Origin of the sequence: Nostoc sp. 'Lobaria pulmonaria (5183) cyanobiont' (assembly GCF_002949795.1) — a bacterium.
Lineage (GTDB): Bacteria > Cyanobacteriota > Cyanobacteriia > Cyanobacteriales > Nostocaceae > Nostoc.
Map to the genome: position 1 here is coordinate 2,828,559 of NZ_CP026692.1, position 19,087 is coordinate 2,847,645.

Genomic DNA, 19,087 nt, shown 5'->3' on the forward strand with positions numbered 1-19,087 from the left:
AAGTCAGATCGGGGTTTAATTCTCAGTTACATAGCTAGATTGTCAATAAAAACAGGTATTTCACTGCGATCGTACTATTAAACAGGTTATTTATACCCCTAATTTTTAGCACCTCACAAAATCGCGTTGCTCCCAGCCCGCCTCTAGAGATAAATTTATTAACCTAACTCCATTGGTTGCATGCCCTTCAGCAATATTATCGTTCCATCGACACAAATCTGTTTCCAAGCTTGACCATCAATACGAGTTCGGTTAAGCTGCACAGTCGTTAAAGATTTCCCTTACTCCCCCCTTTTTAAGGGGAGTTGGGGGGATCGAATTTTATCTGAACTGTATCGGCTTGACCCTCTGTTCAAGTACTACTAAAAGGCGTATTAACAGGCTCCTAACTTTTGACAAAGCGCTTCGGCGACTGAATTTACTCCACTTTCAACTTTAGGTGCAAGAGTTTTAAGGAAGCTAAGAGCTTCTGTTGTGGAAATACCCAAAAAGGCGGCAGCACTAGCTACAACAGGTACTGTTTCCGCTAAAGATGCTAATCCTACTACACCAACAGCCACAATTGCTCCAGCGACACCAATTACTCCTACTTTACATGCTGTACATTTTACGCTAAAAGACTCAAGTTGAGCATCAATCTCTTTGAGAGATCTTATATTATTAGTGGCATGTCCTTCCTGAATTTTAGCAAGTACTGGCTCTCCTTGTTGACGGAAATAATCATTGAACTCTGTTCTTAAACCTCCTATTGAGGAAAGAGTCATTCCTGCTGCGAGGAAAGTCTCTGAAGGATCTGAACTCAAACGACTCGCAAACTCTTTATTTTTTGCTGCTATATCCAATATATGCTGTGTTAAAGCAGAATTAGTAAAGTCTCCTTTTACAACTAATTCAGTTGGTTGTTCTTCGGTTGCACTTACTTTGGTTTGCTGAGATTGAGAGTTTTCAACTGTAGCAGACATAATTTTGTCCTTGTTTTAGTTACATTGTTGGTTGATTTAGCATTGACTGCATCATGTCAATAAGAACAGTATATTCTCAAGAAACTGCTAGTTAATCTCATTAACCTACGCTTATCGCTAAAGATTTAGGTGATTACTTTGAGTTTTGTAAATTCAATTAAGTGAGAAATACTTTCTTTCGTTAATTCTTAATCTTGTTTGTGATCAAGAGTAATTTAGATGCGTTTGCCCTGGTACTACAGCAGCCATTGTTTTTATCCTTGAATAATTGAGCTTTGTTGTTTAGAAATTGTTTCTAGGAAAGCTTTTAATTAATAATCATAGTAATCAAAATTTAATTTCTAGATTATCAAAGAGTTTGAAACTTTCTTTCTTTGTTCCCTTTGCTTTCCATATATACATAGTATTTTGATGCAATATTATTGGCAATTAACTATTTTTAGGTAAAATCCTAATTAATGATTAAGTATTTTTAGATTATCCTCAAAAAAACTTGAAAATCAAATATTTAAGATTTTCTGAGCATTCTCTAAAATTTTAAATTTAGGAGTAGTATTCCAATTTAAAGATGTGTAATTTTTCTGATTAGATCCAAAAATATCCCCCTAGAATAAAACAGGTTTTGGGTATTAGTTACGAACAATGGTATTTATAATATTTTTATCCAGAAACTTTAGTTAAATTAGACATGATAAATGTCTTCTAGAAAAACTTATAGGGAAAAACAGCAGTGAGTAATTACTTCGGCAATTGCTCACTGCTGCTTATTTAGGGGCGTGAGTATCAATGGATGCTGTTGGCGAAATATTTCTTCACATTGCCGACCAAGGAAGCTTGATGTTTGGAAGAGTTGGAATTTCGCCTTGGAAACAGCTTTTTTGGGTGATTTAGAAACTGTCAACCAAAAGTTTTAGTTCTGCAATCATTGTATTTTAGGCTTTTTGGGCGGCTTTATAACCAGAAGCCTGCCGCCCCAACTTCAATTCAAATAAAATGCGAAGCGCTAACGCGCCGCTTTGCTAACGCGTATCGCTTCAAAATCCACAATGTCATAAACAAAAGTAACGGCGGAGCGTTCCTAGTGTGCGGAATTTTCTTTTTGAAGATACTGGACTTGTGCTTTGAGTCTGTTTAATTCTTCATCATTCCGTGTAATAAGTAGCTAAACAAAATTAATTACACAAAGTTAAGCCATGAAACCCTTATCCAGACTAGAACCTCATGTGTAAATAATTCTGTGCGGTTACTTACCTGGAATAGATGCTGAGTCTTCCCATGTATTACATGGTGAGAGTTCTCTGTTAATTATTTCCTCCAGATAATCAGCTCTGGTTATCCTAAACATTCAAAGGCAATACCTAATTTTTTCCAAGTATTGTCTGTCAGTCTCAAAGACTGACTTTTCACGGCATGTGGAAAAGACCATTTGAGGGTTTTTCAAGCCCTGATTTTTCCGTTAGCTATTTTTATTAACTTAAGGCTATTGAGAATTAGCCTGTGGAAAAAGTCATGCTTTTTCGAGGCTTGAGGACTTGCCGTGAAAAGTCAGCAAAATTTTTCTCCCACCAGTCCAACATTGCTTGTCACCTTTAACACCGAATTTTAATTACTGTACCGTATATACTGTACTTTACCCAAAATCCTTTGTGAGAAAGCTTTTTGGGACTTAACGGGAAAAGTCAGCCGCAGGTGATGGTAGATGCTTATTGATTAACATCATCCCATTTTCCTTATTCCTCTGTTCGCTTTAGCATTTGTAGGGTTTTCAAATGTGAAGAAATATTTCGCCAACAGCATCCATTGCTACTCGCACCCCTATCTCAAGTGACAGACTATCTTTTACCTGAAGATTTTCGGGTATACGTTAATTTGTAATCAGACATTTCCTGCTGCACAGTATAGCGGTTGGGCTGGTGGTGATACATTCCACGATTTTTGGAAGAATAAAAACTGGGATGCTTCCCAATACTGTTCGGTTAACCGAAAAACTTACGTTAATGTAGGTTAAGTTGAGGAACGAAACCCAACATTTACCGAGATTTGTTGGGTAACGCTTACCCTCTACCCAACCTACAATTTCCCTTAACCGAACAGTATTGGGATGCTCCCAATGTTTTTTATATTCTTTCGCTTGAAATTCTCTGGATATCTTCGATACGTTGTTTAATGATTTTGATATCAACTTCACTTCCTGTGGGGATTTCAGATTGTGCAAGTTCTTGAAGTAAACTTGCTCCAGTTTCAACCAATTTTCCATTACTGGTTGCTTTCAATGCTTCTTCAAATGCTTCATACCACAACTCATTTTCCGCATAATAATTTATGCTTTCTGGAATGCTAGAAAATCGGTTCTTAGCTAGTGATTGAGGGTTGATGACAGTAAATTCTACATTGCTAACAATTGGACGCGCTTCGCAGTCAATTGCAATTTGCCAGAAATATATTTTTCCTACAGTTAGTTCAGGATAATCGATGGGAAGTTTTAGTTTGTTGATCCCGACTGTTGTTGATATTTCTTTAACTTTGCCAATTTGTTTAACGGTTTTCGCTGAAAGGAATTCAAAAAGTCGGAATCGCGCCCTTTGGGAACTTGACATATACCAAGCAAGCATTGGACGTGTGGAAGCGGTTTTACCGATAAATGTCTGAGGTGCAAGCTGCGTCAGAGGGATACCGCTAGTCGAACATCCACGCGAACCACCCGCACTGGAATATCCACTGGCAGGTTTGCGATCGCGTGGTTTAAACTGAGCATATGCAGGGACTGCGCTAAGACAAAAAACCACTCCCACAACCAAACTTGTAAGTCTGCGGCTATGTAGCCAAAATCCCAAATATTGATGACTCATAGTAAATTCTGGTAATTCTATGGTTATCTACTAAGTAGGTAGGCAGAATAAAAGCCAATCATGTAAACTTATGTAAAGTACCAGAAAGGCTTTGAATATAAGCTTTTAAGCAATTTACATTTCTTAATCTAGTTGTATTTTTTAACGCCCACCTACTAAAATCTTGACTTCTCGGTACTGGGTATTGGGTCAGAATTTATCACCCAGGTTCTGTACTTCATATTGTAACTTAAAATCTTTTTTCTAAAGATATAATCTTAATTATTTTGATTTTTTGCCTTTTCATTGACTGTAATTTATTTGTACTTCAACTTGAGTGCAGAGTCTGGGCGTTCCCAATCCCCACATTCCAAATCTAAAATACCTTCCGAGGTTTCCAACTAAGTTCGCATATTGTCCCGCGAGGGGAAAGCGATTCCCGTCGAAACTCTCCTCCTAATTCTCTCGCGAGTAATTTAGAATGTTTTGTGCCTTTATTTTCTAGCTTTGATATAATCCCAATACCGTTATCTTTGACGGATAATTTGTATTGATTTGCATGATAAATACCCGTTGCTTGAACACACTTTACTCCTTGGGCATGTTTGCCAACATTACACAAAGCTTCTTCCATAAACAGACATAGTTCACGTTTTTGTCCCATACTTAAATACTTATCATCAATGGGGTCAAAATTACGAATTTTTACTTTTAATATTTGAAAATATTCAAAATCAGGACGTTCTAATGTACTTGAATAAACTTCATATAATAAATTATGAAGTGGTCGGTTCAATTCGAGGATCAATCCGCTTCCTAAACGCAAACTTTCTTCTGAGGTTAATGTTTCAAGTTTGAGGAATTCGCCAATTTCTCGAATTTCTAGATTGAGCTTTTCAAATTGTTCAAGGAGTTGTTCATCGGGTATATCTTTAGCACGCATATGCTTTAATCCATAGGCGAGGGTTTGTAGAGGCCCATTATGAATTACAGTAAAAGTATGTTGAATTGTGTTTTGACGTTCGTTAATTTGCGATAGCAAGAATTTATCGTGCTGGTAAAATGCAAAAGCACTCAAGCCAACCCCATTGACAGCTAATATCACCAAATTGGGTGCTACAGGAATCCATACACCCCACAACCACAGCATCACATACCCGTAGCTAAACAGACAAACTCCCGCGAGAGCAATACTAAGTAGATTTTTCCACACAGATTGGGTCAGCCGTCCAATAATAATCGGTAGAAAACCCCAAATAACTATCCATGTATATTCTCCCATATCTCCCCAACTGTGCAACATTGGGCGACCATCAATTACAGTACTGAGAATTTGACTGATGACATGAGCATGATAGTCAACACCGTAAATTTGACCTTTTAATTCTAATGTTGACAAAGCAAATGTATAAAATAAATCCCCTGTACTTAAATTTCTGTTGCCAACTAACACAATGCGATCGCGCAACAATTTTGCATAAACATTCTCATTTTTTTTATTGAGAATATCACGCAGCGACACAACATGAAAGGGCTGATAATTGTTGCGGAAGTTCATTAAAATTGACAATCCTCCATCCCCATGATTAATGCCTACATATCCACCAAAATTTTCGGTAATTCGGGGCAATTCAGTCTCCTGAATCATCATTGTGTTTGGGTCATTTTTACCCGTTTTGAACTCAATTTTTTTCGCTTTTAAGTACCTAGTTACTAACTGTAGCGCTAGAGAATATTTATCTTCTTTCTCATTTCTCGGATTCGTTGTATATAACAAATAGCGTCGATTTTTACTATCTTCATCACTAAATAAATCAACAAATCCAATTTGTTCGGGTGGCAAACTTTGGGGTGGAGAAATCTCTTTTGGGGGGAAAATTTTTTCAATACTAATAATATTAGTGTTTTCCCGCCAAACCTTGGCAAGTTCTTCGCTACCAGGTTCAACGGGAACATTTTTGAATATATCCAGCCCAATTGCTAGCGGTTTATAGGTTTCTAGCTTGGTGAGTAACTCTGCAATCTTCCGATCTGGAACTGGATATTGCTTAACCCATTCAATATCTTTTTCGTCGATCCCCACAATTACTACACGTTCATCCGGTTTTTCTGGGGGACGCAGACGTAACATGGTATCGAGGAAAATCCATTCTAAAAATTGCATTCCTCCAACTATACGCATTAAGATCACTAACACCAACACCAGTATTCCCGGAGGTGCAGCAAGAGACCATAACCCAAATTCTTGGTAAATGCGATTCCAGATTATCTTTCTCATCTAGTCTTTTTTTAGATTAATTTTCCTTGTCGGTATTAATCAATTAAACCTTCTTCGCGGGAACGAACTTCGGTTTGGATTCGCATATTCTTACCACCTTGCTTGCAGTCTTCAGGATATACTCCTAAAACATCCTGAATCTTCGTCCAGTAATTCCGCACTGCTCGTTCTGATTTATACATTCGGTCGGCGATCGCTTTATCTGTCAAACTCTCTTCAAAAGCCAACCGCAACACTTCCAACCATTCCGGTTTGAGTTCGATACCCGTTTTAATGTCTTTCGTGTGAGTTGCACCATTAAGTGCCAAATTAACCCGCATTAGCATTTCATCCTCGGGTAACCCTTTATCTGCGATCGCAAAACCTCCTTGATGATTATCAATCTCATGTTTAATTCTGACTAAAGCCTTCACATAACTAGTTTGCACCATGAAATCCTGATGTGGATATTCTTGGAGCAAAGTTTGCAATAGCTTAATTCCGATATCAATTTCTGCTGTTTCCCCTTGCTGATTGGGAATTGATAAATCCATCACAATCAGGTTAAACTGCTGAATTTTTAGCTGATCAAGCGTTTCTTTTACTGTCTGAGACTTAATAATACAAGCTTCGGGATACTCTCGACTTAATATATCCAGAGTCCCAGTCAAAATTAATTGATGATCATCGACGACTAGAATAACCAGTTCTTTTTCCACTGATAAATGTCCATAAACTTTTAACAAAACACCCAGACACTAGAAAATAAGTGATTAATCAGCATTTCAGACGATACCGTAAGTTGGGAGCAAAGCGATCGCCATGAAACTAAGGCTGCTTCCCTAAAATTCCCGATGGCTAAAACCCTGATTATTGCGTGAGTTTGTAATCTACTGAATTTCTGATTCATATTTTGCACCTTTTACTCCTAACAAGGCTTGTTCAAGTATCTACCTATTTTAACTAGAGATGAATTTTCAAGCTATACACAAAAGTGCAAATCTAGACGTGTCAGTTTACTTTTATTCCACATTATAAATTTCATCTTGTAATATACAAGTGTTACAAATATTTGGCTAACAGTAGTTGAATCGCGATGTCTACGATGGGCTGTTTGGTGTCGCCAAAAGCCTAGACAATATTAAGAGATAGTGGTAAATATGTAGATGCATTTGCCCTGATTGGGACGCAAATATCTCAGTTTTGCACAAAAATCTTTTCTCTTCAAGAATCCGAGAAGCAACAACTTCGGTTTGGAGGTTAAGTATACACCTACCAAAATGAGATGCACTAGATTGGGACGGGCTTCTGCCTTGTTCACACAAAATTTTCCAAAGTCCAAACATAAACCAAAGTCCAACTCTCAAGAGCTAAAAAGATGATTAACATAAATTTTCAGAAAGTTGTTGCTTTAACTCTCGCTTTTATTGTTGCTTTCTCTAGTCCGGCCTTTGCGACAACAGCACCAGCACCAACACCAACACAATCAATACCAACAATAGTTAAACCAGAGGGTTCTGTAGCGTTCTCAAAAGCGATAGTCGAAGCGCAAGATGCATTACTTAAAGCTGCTTTTGCTTCTCGTAATGCAAGGGTTAATAATCCCTTGTGTGAAAAATGTACAACAGATATAGCTAAATCTATCGCTGAAGCCCAATCTCTTATAGATAATGCTCCTGCTACTTATAATTCAGGTGCTGCAAATGACAAAGAAGCAACTGCTAAATCCCTAGCGGAAGCAGAAACAACCATTGGTAATGCGTTATGTAAAATACTTTCATTGTCTTGTACTACTAAGCCTAGTGCCAGTATCCAAAATGATGTGGTGCTTACTGGTGATGGTGATATTCCGCGTTGCTGCCCTCCTTCTCCTGGAGAACTTTCTATTATTGTTCAATTCCTAGCTCGTGCAAAAATATATGTGGGCGATGCGACTGCTATTGCTAAGGGATTTTCAAGAAATAAATTAAATTATCCAAATAAACTAAGCACAGAGGCGCAGAGAACACAGAGAGAGGAAAAATAGAGAGAATTTTTGCCTCAGTTTTGGGATATTTTTTTATTTGGCAGTGCTTAAGAGGATGTTTGAAAAGTATTTTTGATAACATCTAAGCCTTCTATATCTAACCCCTCAGTCCCCCTTCCCTACAAGGTAATGGGGTTTTCAAAGCCTCTCGACCTTTCAGAGAGAAAAATGGAAGCGGGGTTTTGAGTATACTTTATAACTTTTCAAACAACCTCTAAGCAATATCGGTGTTTTTATTTTAATTTTTCCAAGGAAAATTACTTATGAATCAAGCATATTCTCCTCAAAAAGCCAGTATTAAAAGTATTCTTTGTTTATGCTTAATAGCGACTGCATTCAGCCAAACTTTAGCAGTCCAGGCACAAATCATACCCGATAATACTCTCCCATCAGAAGCTTCTCGACTCAATCAAAATAAAATTGAGGGTGGTGCAAGACGCGGCAGCAATCTTTTTCATAGTTTCAGTGAGTTCAATATCCAAGATGGGGAACAAGTGTATTTTGTCAATCCCACTGGCATAGAAAATATATTCACACGGGTGACAGGTGGGAATGCGTCAAATATTTTCGGGACATTGGGTGTTGATGGTGCAGCAAATTTGTTTTTGATTAATCCCAATGGAATTTTATTTGGTGAGAATGCGCTATTAGAGATACAGGGGAGCTTTGTGGGGACAACAGCCAATGGAGTGCAATTTGGGAATCAGGGTATTTTCAGTGCGACAAATCCCCAAGCACCGCCATTGTTGTTGACGATTCAACCTTCGGCGTTGTGGTTTAATCAGCTTAATCAAAATGCAGGGATTCAATATAAATTAACAGAAAAAAATCCCCCAGGCTCAGATGCATTAGGTTTAAAAGTAGGAGATGGTAAAAGTTTACTGCTAGTGGGCGGTAATGTCAGCATAAATGGGGGAAAGTTAAATGCTTATGGTGGAAGAGTTGAATTAGGAGGATTGGCGGAACCTGGTACTGTGGCGCTGGGTGTAGATGGCGATAATCTCAGCTTGAAATTTCCTCTTAATGTGACTCGTGCTTCTGTATCCCTCACGAATGAAGCAGGTGTATTTGTAGCTAAGGAGGGTGGTGGTAATATTGCAGTCAACGCCAGAAATCTAGAGATTTTAGGAGGAAGTATCTTAAGTGGTGGTATTAGGACAAATTTCGGGACATCTGAAAGTGTTGCGGGGGATATTACATTGAATGCTACCGGGGATATCAAGATTGCTCCTGATGGTAAGAGCCAAATTCCTGATCGTCCGAGCCAAGTTCGTAATCTTGTGCGCCGGGGGTCAAAAGGTAATGGGGGTAACATTACTATCGATTCTGCTTCATTCTCACTACGAGATGGCGCTTCTCTTCAAGCCTCAACTTATGGACAGGGGAATGCTGGGAATGTGACAGTGGCTGCAAAAAATGCTGTTTACCTCGCTGGTAAAGGAAGTGCCATCTACACCACTGTGGAAGCAGGAGAACCAGGAGAACCAGGAGGTGTAGGTAACGGTGGCAATATCAACATCAATGCTACAACACTGTCACTACGAAATGGCGCTCAAATTCAAGCCTCAACTTCTGGACAGGGGAATGCGGGGAATGTGACAGTGGTTGCAAAAAATGCTGTTGACCTCGCTGGTAATGCTGCTATTTTCACCACCGTGGATGGTGGTAAAGGTAACGGTGGCAATATCGACATCAATGCTACAACACTGTCACTACGAGATGGCGCTCAACTTCAAGCCTTAACTGATAGACAGGGGAATGCGGGGAATATCAATGTTAAAGTAACAGGTGCTGTTGATATTGCTGGAAAGAATATCGATTTTGAAAGTGGGATTCGCAGCCAGGTTAAAACGGGGGCTGTTGGCAATGGCGGTAACATTTTTATCGATTCTGGTTCATTCTTACTAGGAGATGGCGCTCAAATTCGAGCCTCAACTTCTGGACAGGGGAATGCGGGGAATGTGAGAGTGGATGCAAAAAATGCTGTTGACCTCGCTGGTAAAGCTACCATCTTCACCACCGTGGAAGCAGGAGGTGTAGGTAACGGTGGCAATATCGACATCAATGCTACAACACTGTCACTCACTAATGGCGCTCAACTACAAACCATTACTCGTGAAGCATCTGATGACCAGCCAGCAGGAATGGGGAATGCAGGCAATGTCAATATTAAAGTAACAGGTGCTGTTGATATTGCTGGCAAGAAAGTTGATGTTGATAGTCCTGAGAACGAAACTGTTTTTGAAAGCAAGATTAGCAGCGAGGTGGAAACGGGGGCTGTTGGTAATGGCGGCAACATTTTGATCGATTCTGGTTCATTCTCATTACGAGACGAAGCTCTAGTTACTGCCTCAACTTTTGGACAGGGCAATGGGGGTAACATTGAAATCAACTCACCTAAAATTACCTTAGATAACCAAGGTAAACTCAACGCTGAATCTGCATTCAGTAACGCTGGTAACATCAACATCAACAGCGATTTACTCTTACTCCGTCATGGCGCTCAAATTTCCACCACCGCAGGTACAGCCGAAAAAGGTGGTAATGGTGGTGACATCGATATCAACTCTAAATTCATCGTCGCCATCCCCGAAGAAAACAGCGACATTAGCGCCAACGCATACACTGGCAGAGGTGGAAAAGTCCAAATCAATTCCCAAGGTATCTTTGGTATCGAAAAGCGTCCAAAACCAACCGAAAAAAGCGATATTACTGTAAGTTCAACATTTGGCGTTTCCGGTATAATAAATATTAACGTACCAGATACCAGTTACATTCAAAATAGCTTCACTGGATTCTCACCAAACGTGATCGATACTAATGCACTGATCGCCAATAGTTGCATTTCACGCAGTTCCAAGCAAGAAGGTACATTCTTGATCACGGGTTCTGGTGCTTTACGTAGCAGTCCGGGGGATGGATTAATCTCAATCTATTCGACTGGTGAAGTGCGAAATGTCAATGACAGCAAATTGCAGACTTGGAAAAAAGGCGATCTAATTATCGAACCTACTGGTGTTTATCGACTTGCTGATGGACAGTTGATACTCAGTCGAGAATGTCATTAAAATAACGTGAGTTCGACAAGTCTTATCTGACCTCTCCCCCAGCCCCTCTCCGTGTCGGAGAGGGGAGCAAAAAGCTTAATTTTTCGTTGCTCTTCACTCTCCGTTTCCCAGGGGGAGGCTGGGAGGGAGAGGTTTTCGGAGATTTTTTTAAAGCCAATTACCGATCGCAATCATTGGTGCCCAATATACTGGATTATCATACTTGATATTTATACCTTCAGAAGGCGGTAATTTCTTAGCATTAATCATCCGAATTTGGGCTTTTTGTAATGCTTCTGCAATACTAATTCCAGCGTTGCGGTAGTTGGTGTAAAATGTTTTGACTAGTTCAGATGTCGATGCATCTGTGACACTCCACAAAGAGGCGATCGCAGTCTTAACACCAACTTTTAATGCAACTCCAGCTAATCCTAGTGTAGATCGGTCGTCGCCAACTGCGGTTTCACATGCAGTCAGTACAAGAAGTTCGACGCTATCTAATTTGCGATTTGAGTTTTCTAATTGATTAATAGTGAGTTTTTGGTTTTTGCCTGTGACAATGAAGGTGTCTTCAGGAATGACGCCAAATTGAGCGTGACTAGCTATATGGACAATTGGGTATGTTGTTTTTTCAAGTTTTTGTTTAAAACTTTCGGGGACAAACTTATCATCAATGAGATCGGTATGATTGGGAAATAGACTTTTAACCGCACTGACTTCTTCCGGAACTGAAAAAAGCGCATCAAAAACCTTTCCGTCGATTGTTGCTTGTTGTGTCAAACCCAAAATTAATACCTTTTGCGTACTGCGATCGCGTTCTTTGGGTGTGGTAAGTCGTAAACTAGGGATTGTGGCAACTACGTAGGTTTCAACTAAGTATTTCTTTTGTTGGCGATCGTAAAGTGCGGCCATTGGAACACTACGCAAAAACCCATCCTGAATAAACACAAGAGTTTTGACTGTCTCAGGTTTTATATCTTCAGCAAAAGGGCGAATTATCCAATCATAAAGCTGCGCCGCCGTTGTTGTATCGTAGTTAACTTCTTCTTCTCCTCTAATGAGTCCGGTACGAAACTCAGCAATTTTGTTCTGTAACTTGTCGCTGCTAACTATCTTACTTGTACCTTGTTGATTGGGGTCTTCAATCCACTGAAATTTGGTCGTCTGATTGGGTAACTGCAATAATATCCCAGTTTTGCTATCTAAAATTATGGAACTCAAAAACCCAGTATTCTTAAACGCTGTACTATTATCTTCCAGGAGTTCGCCCACCGGTTTGGGATTCAACCCACTCAAAATGCAATCATTACCAAAATAATTTTGTAATTCTGCAAGTTTCAACGCATCGATGGTTTCGACCACTTGCGATAATTCCTTGGCATGTTGTTTTTCTGCAATTGCACCAACTGCTAACAAATCAAGCCGCGATCGCGCTAATGTGCGGTACAATGGTCGAACCACATCGCGGAAGTCAAACTGCACATCACGGTCTGCGGTTAAAATCTCCTGGCGGATATCTTCCAAAATTTCAAATGCTCTTTGATAGGATGCGATCGCTTCTTCTTTGCGATTCTGTTGATCTAAAATCCGTCCAGCTTGCCATTCCCACAAATACAAGCTATCTTTTGCACTCAAATTTTTGTCTGCTGCAATGATTGCAGTTTGGGTATATTTTATTGCTTGCTTACTATCTTGACGACATTCCCAAAAATGTCCTAAAGTACCATTAGCATAAGATTGTAGGCGATTGTCTTGTAAGTTATTACTAGTTAATATTGAGCTTTTGAGCAAATTTAATGCTTCGTTCTCCGATGAAACCATCTGAGTTTGACAGTAGGTAAAGGGCGAAGTTCTTTGAGAATGGCGCTGCAAGTATGCTAAATCAATTGCTCCATACACTTTTGTCTCTGAATCGGGTAAATCTTCGAGAATTTTCAAAGCATCTTTATGGGCATTATTAAAAGTTTCATCGTCGATACCTTTTGTTTCATTTGTCTGGGAACCCAACTGAATTAAATTTAATAATCCCCGCATCTCTGCTAAAGTTTGTTTTTGATTGTGAGCAAGTTTTATACCATTCTGAAAATATTCGCGGGCTTGGTTGTAATCTGCCGCAGACTTGTTGGTAAATTCCTTTTCCTTACTGAGAATACCAGCTTTATTTGCAGAATTCGCTTCTAATTCATGCAATTGAGCGCGACTTTTGTAAGCATTACCCAAACTATTTAACACCAAAAATTCATATTCTGGAGAGACTTGTTGGGCGGTGTGTAAATATTTAATTGCTTGGTCATAATTGCCAATTAATCGATATGCCTCACCGAGAATTCCCAAAGCCACAATCTTACCGCGTTTATCGTTGTGTTTAGTGGCAATTTGTTCGGCACTTTCGGGAGTGCATTTTATTTCCTGACTTGGTTGATTTTCGGAAATTTTCGACTTATCTACCAGTTGACCACATAAAAGTGCGATCGCTTTGCGAGGTTGTCCCAAATTGCTATAAACTTGGGCGAGTTCTGACTGCATTCGTCCCACTTGCTGGATATTTTCTACCGCCCTATAATCACGAATTGCTGCTGATAACGACTCAATAGCTGCTTGGTTTTGTCCTAGTTGTTGGTAAGCACGCGCTAAATTTTCATTTATAACTGCCGCACCTGACGGATTATTTTTATCCTGATTTAGTGCCTCTTGCCAGTGTCTTATCGCATTGTGAAAATTTCCAGCATCATAGTCTTTAATTCCTTGTTCAACTAGTGTAGTTATATTTGGAGTTTGTGCAGATACTAGTTGTCCAAACATCAAACATATTAAGAAGGTTGTCAAAAATAATAGTTGAAAAAATGTTTGATGCCAATTTAGTTTTTGATGTTGCTGAGTAAAGACATAAATTATCTTCTTACGAAGGTTTATAATTTTCAGCAACATCTGTATACGCTGAAGCATAAAGAGTAATATTTTGATATATTTATTTTTGGTTTGTATATATAATTTTACTTTTATTATTTAAATTACCAGAAATCAACACAAAAATAAATATTGATTACCTCTGTTTTATTACTCTCGTTAGAGAATATCCTCAGCCTTGTTTTTCTGTGCTTGGTTCCGAGTCAAGATTTTTTGTTTCAGTTGATAAAACAACGCTTTGAACAAGATTCAAGGTCGATATCTTTTTTCTCTTGCCGTAGACAAACATCTGGAAAAATCTCATGTGCAGTTTTCTGCAAAATGGAACACACAATCATGCGATCGCACGATACAAAATCATGCAAATATAGTTGCATGATTTATCAATATTGAGAACCGTTATAAATTTTATATATAAACAATGGGTTCCTACTTCCGGTTTCAAAAGCTTTTTTTGATATTACTTACCTCCATCAGCATTACTCCAGTCGCAGTATTTGCACAATCCCTACCCCCATCGGGAGTCACACTTCCCTCCGATACACCTGGGAAAGTCGAAGAAACTCTACCTCAACCATCACCAACCCTTCCTCCCACACCACCGACACCAACTATTCCCATACTCCCATCACCCCCAGAGGAAAATCCACCCGAAACAACCTTTCCTAATAGTGAAAGTTTTTTTGTCAAAGAAATTCAAGTCACAGGCTATTCTGTTTTAAAAGATGAAATAATCAAGTTAAAACAGCCCTTAGAAAATAAAAAAATCACATTTGAGCAGTTATTGCAACTGCGATCGCAAATCACTGAACTCTATGTTAAAAATGGCTATATCAGCAGTGGTGCATTTATTCCCAATAATCAAAATATCGCTAGCGGTGTCGTGCAAATCCAAGTTGTGGAAGGCGAACTCGAAGGAATTTCTATTTTAGGGTTACAAAGATTGCAACCTGTATATGTGCGTTCCCGGATTGAACGGCTTGCAGGTAAGCCTTTAAACCGAAAAAACATCGAACAAGCACTACAATTATTACAACTTGACCCAGTAATTAAACGAGTTAATGCTGAGTTAACCGCAGGTAGCACTCCAGGTAGCAATATTTTACAGGTGACAATTACCGAGTCGCCAGCATTCCACGCTGGAGTCATCTTTGCAAATGACCAATCACCTAGCGTTGGTTCAGAACAAGGGAGTGTTTTTGTTGCTCACGATAATTTATTAAGATTTGGAGATAAATTTAGTGCCGAATATGGGATTACTGAAGGTTTAGACATTTACAATATTAGTTATTCTATTCCCTTTAATGCCCTAGATGGAACCATTGGTGTCCGTTACAGCAACAGTGGTAGCCGCATTATTGAAAGCGAATTTCGTGACTTGGATATCCGCAGCGAAGCCGAAACTCTTTCTTTTAATGTCCGTCAACCTTTAATCCACAGGCCAAACAGCGAATTTGCTCTGTCGTTAGCATTCGATTTACGGCGCAGTCAAACCTTCATACTCAATGATATCCCCTTCTCCTTTACTGAAGGTCCTGAAGATGGGGAATCAAAAGTTAGAGTCATCCGCTTTTCTCAAGATTGGTTACAACGTAATGCTAACAGTGTTTTAGCGGCGCGATCGCAATTCAGTTTTGGCATTGATGCAATTGACGCAACTATCAACGATACTGGTACTGATGGACGTTTTTTTTGCTGGGTGGGACAATTTCAATGGGTGCAACAGCTATCTCCCCGCATCTTAATGCTGGCTAAAGTTAACACTCAACTCACTCCTGATTCTTTACTTTCGCTGGAAAAAATTAGCATTGGGGGAGTTGATACAGTGCGCGGTTATAGTCAAAATCAACTTGTTGCTGACAATGGGGTAGTTGGGGGTGTAGAAGTTCGTATTCCCCTAGCATCGAATGTTGAAACACTACAGCTATTACCATTTTTTGACATCGGTACAGCTTGGAACAATCGCGCTATTAATGCTGATACGCAAACTCTTGCCAGCTTGGGGTTAGGGTTGCACTGGCAACCTTATAGGGGTTTGGTATTGCGTGCAGACTACGGTATACCATTGATCGGAATAAGCGATCGCGGTGCTTCACTGCAAGATAATGGCTTTAACTTTTCAGTGCGCTATCAGCCTTTTTGATATTACAGCAGAATTCCAGTATTTGAACTACATCTGTACTAGGGAACATTGCTGTGCCCCTATCGCGTGGTCTATTTACTCGGATTCTTATAATTATACAGTTTTCTGCACTGAGGCGATCGCCTCAGTGCATTTTCCAGGGATGAAAACTGCAAGTACATAAGCAGAAAAGGTCGATGTGTAAAATTAATTTCTCATTTAATCTATAACTTATCGCCAACAGTAATATTACTGACCGCGTACCAATGAGGTGATGGAAGATTTATCCAAATACCTTTGCCTTAATTCGATAAGGGACTTCCAGAAATTAAATTATCTGATAAATATATCAGGTTCCAAGCACAGGTGAGTAAGGAATTATTCTCAAGAATCTTTGGCAACACAATCCTAAGTATAAGGCGTTACGAGTGGTGAAATCTGATCAGGCGATAACTATATTAAATATTAGGAGATAAAATGACCAATATTTTAGTAAGTGATGCTGAAACCAAGACCAAAAACCTCTTAATGCAATGCTTGTCAACAGCAGGATTTGAGGTGAGTATCACAGAAAATGGTCTTGTTAATGTTCAGTTAGCACATGAGAAATTCTCTACTATCACCGAAAGTAAAAAATCAAATACTCAAGAGTCCATATTTCCATCCATTCCCCGACTGCGTGAGGTTTTCGAGTTTATTGAAGTGAATTATCATCAAAGTATTAGATTAAAAGAAGTAGCTCAAGCAGTGGGTTACTCCTCAGCTTACTTAACCGACTTAGTGCGAAGACTTACCGGAAAAACGGTCAATAATTGGATTATTGAGCGTCGGATAGCGGCAGCAAGCACCTTGCTTTTAGAAACTAACGAGTCCGTTTATGAGATTGCTTTAAAAGTAGGCTATCAAAATATCAATCATTTCTACTGTCAGTTTCGCAATTACTATAAAAATACTCCCCGTGCTTGGAGAGAAGCCCAGCGTTGTCAAGCAGCTTAGAACCAAACACCAACCTAAATAAAATCGGGTAGCAACTTAAGACGGGACAGTTGATGCAGCAAGCAGGGCAAACGCATCTTATTTACTAATAAAAACTAAGGGAGATTCCAAAATGACATAGATAATTGTAAAAATTGGTGAAATGATAAATAAAACAAATCAAATATTTTTTCAAAATGTGAATTAGCTTACTTCAACTCAATGACTAATCGTCAATACTAAAATAATTCAATTATGAGCTACATAAGAATATATTTACTTAGAGGATAAATAAAACTTTTATGTAAAACATTCAACTCAAGTTTTGATGTACTATTTTAAGCTAACGCTAAAATACTTAGTAAATATTTGTTATCCATCGCTGCAAGAAACTGTTTATTTTTGATTCCACGTTTGACACGCTTCTCTTGAGTTAAAAGATTGACTGCAATATGTCTGAGAATTGCAAAATTCTGTGGAGCATTATCTTTTCTAATTCGACAGTCATCTTCTCTTAAGGCAACATCCAATAGCCAATGCAATGAATTTTCAATTCCCCAATGGCTGCGAATAGAATTACCAAACTGTTTAGCATCTGACTCAAGGCTACTGATAAAATACCGAGTTTCAACCGTTGTTTCACCATTGAATGAACGGACAGATTCTACCATGCCAACACTATTAAAATTTGACCAAATCGAATCTGGGTTAAGCCGAGATTCAATTTGAGAGAACATTACGTAATTGCGAATTTCATGACGGCCATGCCCTGTTCCTTCTGTTTTATATGTGCTATGTTTAATCCCATCAAAACCTGTGGCTATCCCTGAAGAGAATAGTTTTTCGACTTCATCATAAAGATTTCCTTGATTCTTCTTTAACGCAATTACATAATCTGCATAATGCTAGAGTGATTAGCTTCACAATCTCCTTCTGGCAGCCAATTGCATCAATGGTCACAATACATCCTGACAGTTCTAATACCTTTAATAATTCTGGAATTGCTGTAATTTCATTTGATTTTTCATCTACTTTTACTTGTCCCAGCACTAATTTATTTGTAGTTGCCCAGGCGCTTACCATTATAATTGCGCTTTGGTCACTACTTGTATCATAAGAACCACGTAAAGTTTTCCCATCAAGTGCGACAACTTCACCATCAGTTATCTTCTGTATTGATTTCATCCAGCTCAGAAAACATTCCTGGAACTGTTGAGGATTTATTTGTGCAAATACTCTTGCAAATGTATCGTGGGACGGAATCCCATTTGGTAATTCTAAAAATGTTTTTAACCATTCATACTTTGCACAACCATAAGTCTCTACGGCTACCCAACCATCCGCACCACAAATCACAGCACATACGGCAATCAATACTGCTCGGTTAAGGAAAATGAAGGGTAAAACAAAGAAAAATTTGTTCGCGTATTAGTTACGAGAACAAAATGAGATAATTCGACTACTTTTTCTCTTTGAGGCTATCGTACAAGTCCACCCAATTTTGACGAAGAGAGTCGATGCATGAAGTTAAGTGATCGATTTGGGTTCTTTTAGCGACGGAGAGGACAGCATTAATATGAGCAGGGCTTCCAGCCTTACCCAAATGCCTATATTTGCTCAATTTGTTGGGTTGAGTTGTGGAAAAAATTGGTTTGGTAGCGTGTAATTTATAGTACCAATAAGCTTGTTTTTTTCCGCGTGCTTGGTAACGCAAAACACAACAACCAGGTGGCGCTACTTCCCCCGAAGCTTGAATTTGTTGGATAGAGAGTTGTAAAGTGGCAATCGCTTGTTGTAGGAGTTCAGCCCTAGAAATAATGTCCGAGTCAGGAGCAGGCATTGACTAATGCTCCTTGGAAGTTGCAGAAAGAGCAGAATGTGTTCGCGTATAATTTACGAGAACATGGTAAATTTACCCCACACTATTTTACAACTGAAATGTCACTTGTTAACTTTGAGATCA

At 39.0% G+C, this 19,087-nt stretch carries 10 protein-coding genes and 1 pseudogene; 4 read left to right on the plus strand and 7 right to left on the minus strand.

The features are described from left to right. Nucleotides 1-374: 374 nt before the first annotated feature. From NLP_RS12310 to NLP_RS12325, 4 genes are all read right to left on the minus strand, one after another. On the minus strand, nucleotides 375-962 hold the full coding sequence (locus NLP_RS12310; protein WP_104906656.1) for a hypothetical protein: 588 nt from the start codon (nucleotides 960-962) through the stop codon (nucleotides 375-377). 2,117 nt (nucleotides 963-3,079) lie between these two features. Further along, nucleotides 3,080-3,811, minus strand: coding sequence for a DUF928 domain-containing protein (locus tag NLP_RS12315; RefSeq protein WP_104906657.1), 732 nt, complete (start codon nucleotides 3,809-3,811; stop codon nucleotides 3,080-3,082). Nucleotides 3,812-4,166: 355 nt separating this feature from the next. Beyond that, the gene (locus NLP_RS12320; protein WP_104906658.1) at nucleotides 4,167-6,068 is read right to left on the minus strand and encodes a sensor histidine kinase; all 1,902 of its coding nucleotides are present in this window, start codon (nucleotides 6,066-6,068) and stop codon (nucleotides 4,167-4,169) included. A gap of 35 nt (nucleotides 6,069-6,103) precedes the next feature. Beyond that, a complete protein-coding gene (locus tag NLP_RS12325) occupies nucleotides 6,104-6,802 on the minus strand; it encodes a response regulator transcription factor (protein WP_104906659.1) in 699 nt (232 codons plus the stop codon). A gap of 623 nt (nucleotides 6,803-7,425) precedes the next feature. Between NLP_RS12325 and NLP_RS12330 the strand changes: the two genes are divergently transcribed. Both NLP_RS12330 and NLP_RS12335 read left to right on the plus strand, forming a co-directional pair. Then, a complete protein-coding gene (locus NLP_RS12330) occupies nucleotides 7,426-8,073 on the plus strand; it encodes a hypothetical protein (RefSeq protein WP_104906660.1) in 648 nt (215 codons plus the stop codon). Nucleotides 8,074-8,336: 263 nt separating this feature from the next. Beyond that, a complete protein-coding gene (locus NLP_RS12335) occupies nucleotides 8,337-11,141 on the plus strand; it encodes a two-partner secretion domain-containing protein (protein WP_104906661.1) in 2,805 nt (934 codons plus the stop codon). Nucleotides 11,142-11,288: 147 nt separating this feature from the next. Here the strand turns inward: NLP_RS12335 and NLP_RS12340 are convergent, their stop codons facing one another. After that, nucleotides 11,289-13,922, minus strand: coding sequence for a CHAT domain-containing protein (locus tag NLP_RS12340; RefSeq protein ID WP_234017292.1), 2,634 nt, complete (start codon nucleotides 13,920-13,922; stop codon nucleotides 11,289-11,291). A gap of 526 nt (nucleotides 13,923-14,448) precedes the next feature. Here NLP_RS12340 and NLP_RS12345 point away from each other — a divergent pair. Beyond that, nucleotides 14,449-16,170 carry a ShlB/FhaC/HecB family hemolysin secretion/activation protein gene (locus NLP_RS12345; protein ID WP_104906663.1) on the plus strand — a complete coding sequence of 574 codons (1,722 nt, stop codon included), beginning with the start codon at nucleotides 14,449-14,451 and terminating at the stop codon, nucleotides 16,168-16,170. 456 nt (nucleotides 16,171-16,626) lie between these two features. Then, nucleotides 16,627-17,145 (plus strand): helix-turn-helix domain-containing protein, encoded by a 519-nt coding sequence (locus NLP_RS12350; protein ID WP_104906664.1) that lies wholly within the window; start codon nucleotides 16,627-16,629, stop codon nucleotides 17,143-17,145. A 317-nt stretch (nucleotides 17,146-17,462) separates the two neighbouring features. Here the strand turns inward: NLP_RS12350 and NLP_RS34865 are convergent. Beyond that, nucleotides 17,463-18,501 (minus strand): annotated as a pseudogene (locus NLP_RS34865) (ISAs1 family transposase); the annotation flags it as partial. Nucleotides 18,502-18,583: 82 nt separating this feature from the next. Further along, nucleotides 18,584-18,964 carry a hypothetical protein gene (locus tag NLP_RS12360; protein WP_104906665.1) on the minus strand — a complete coding sequence of 127 codons (381 nt, stop codon included), beginning with the start codon at nucleotides 18,962-18,964 and terminating at the stop codon, nucleotides 18,584-18,586. Between the last annotated feature and the right edge of the window lie 123 nt (nucleotides 18,965-19,087).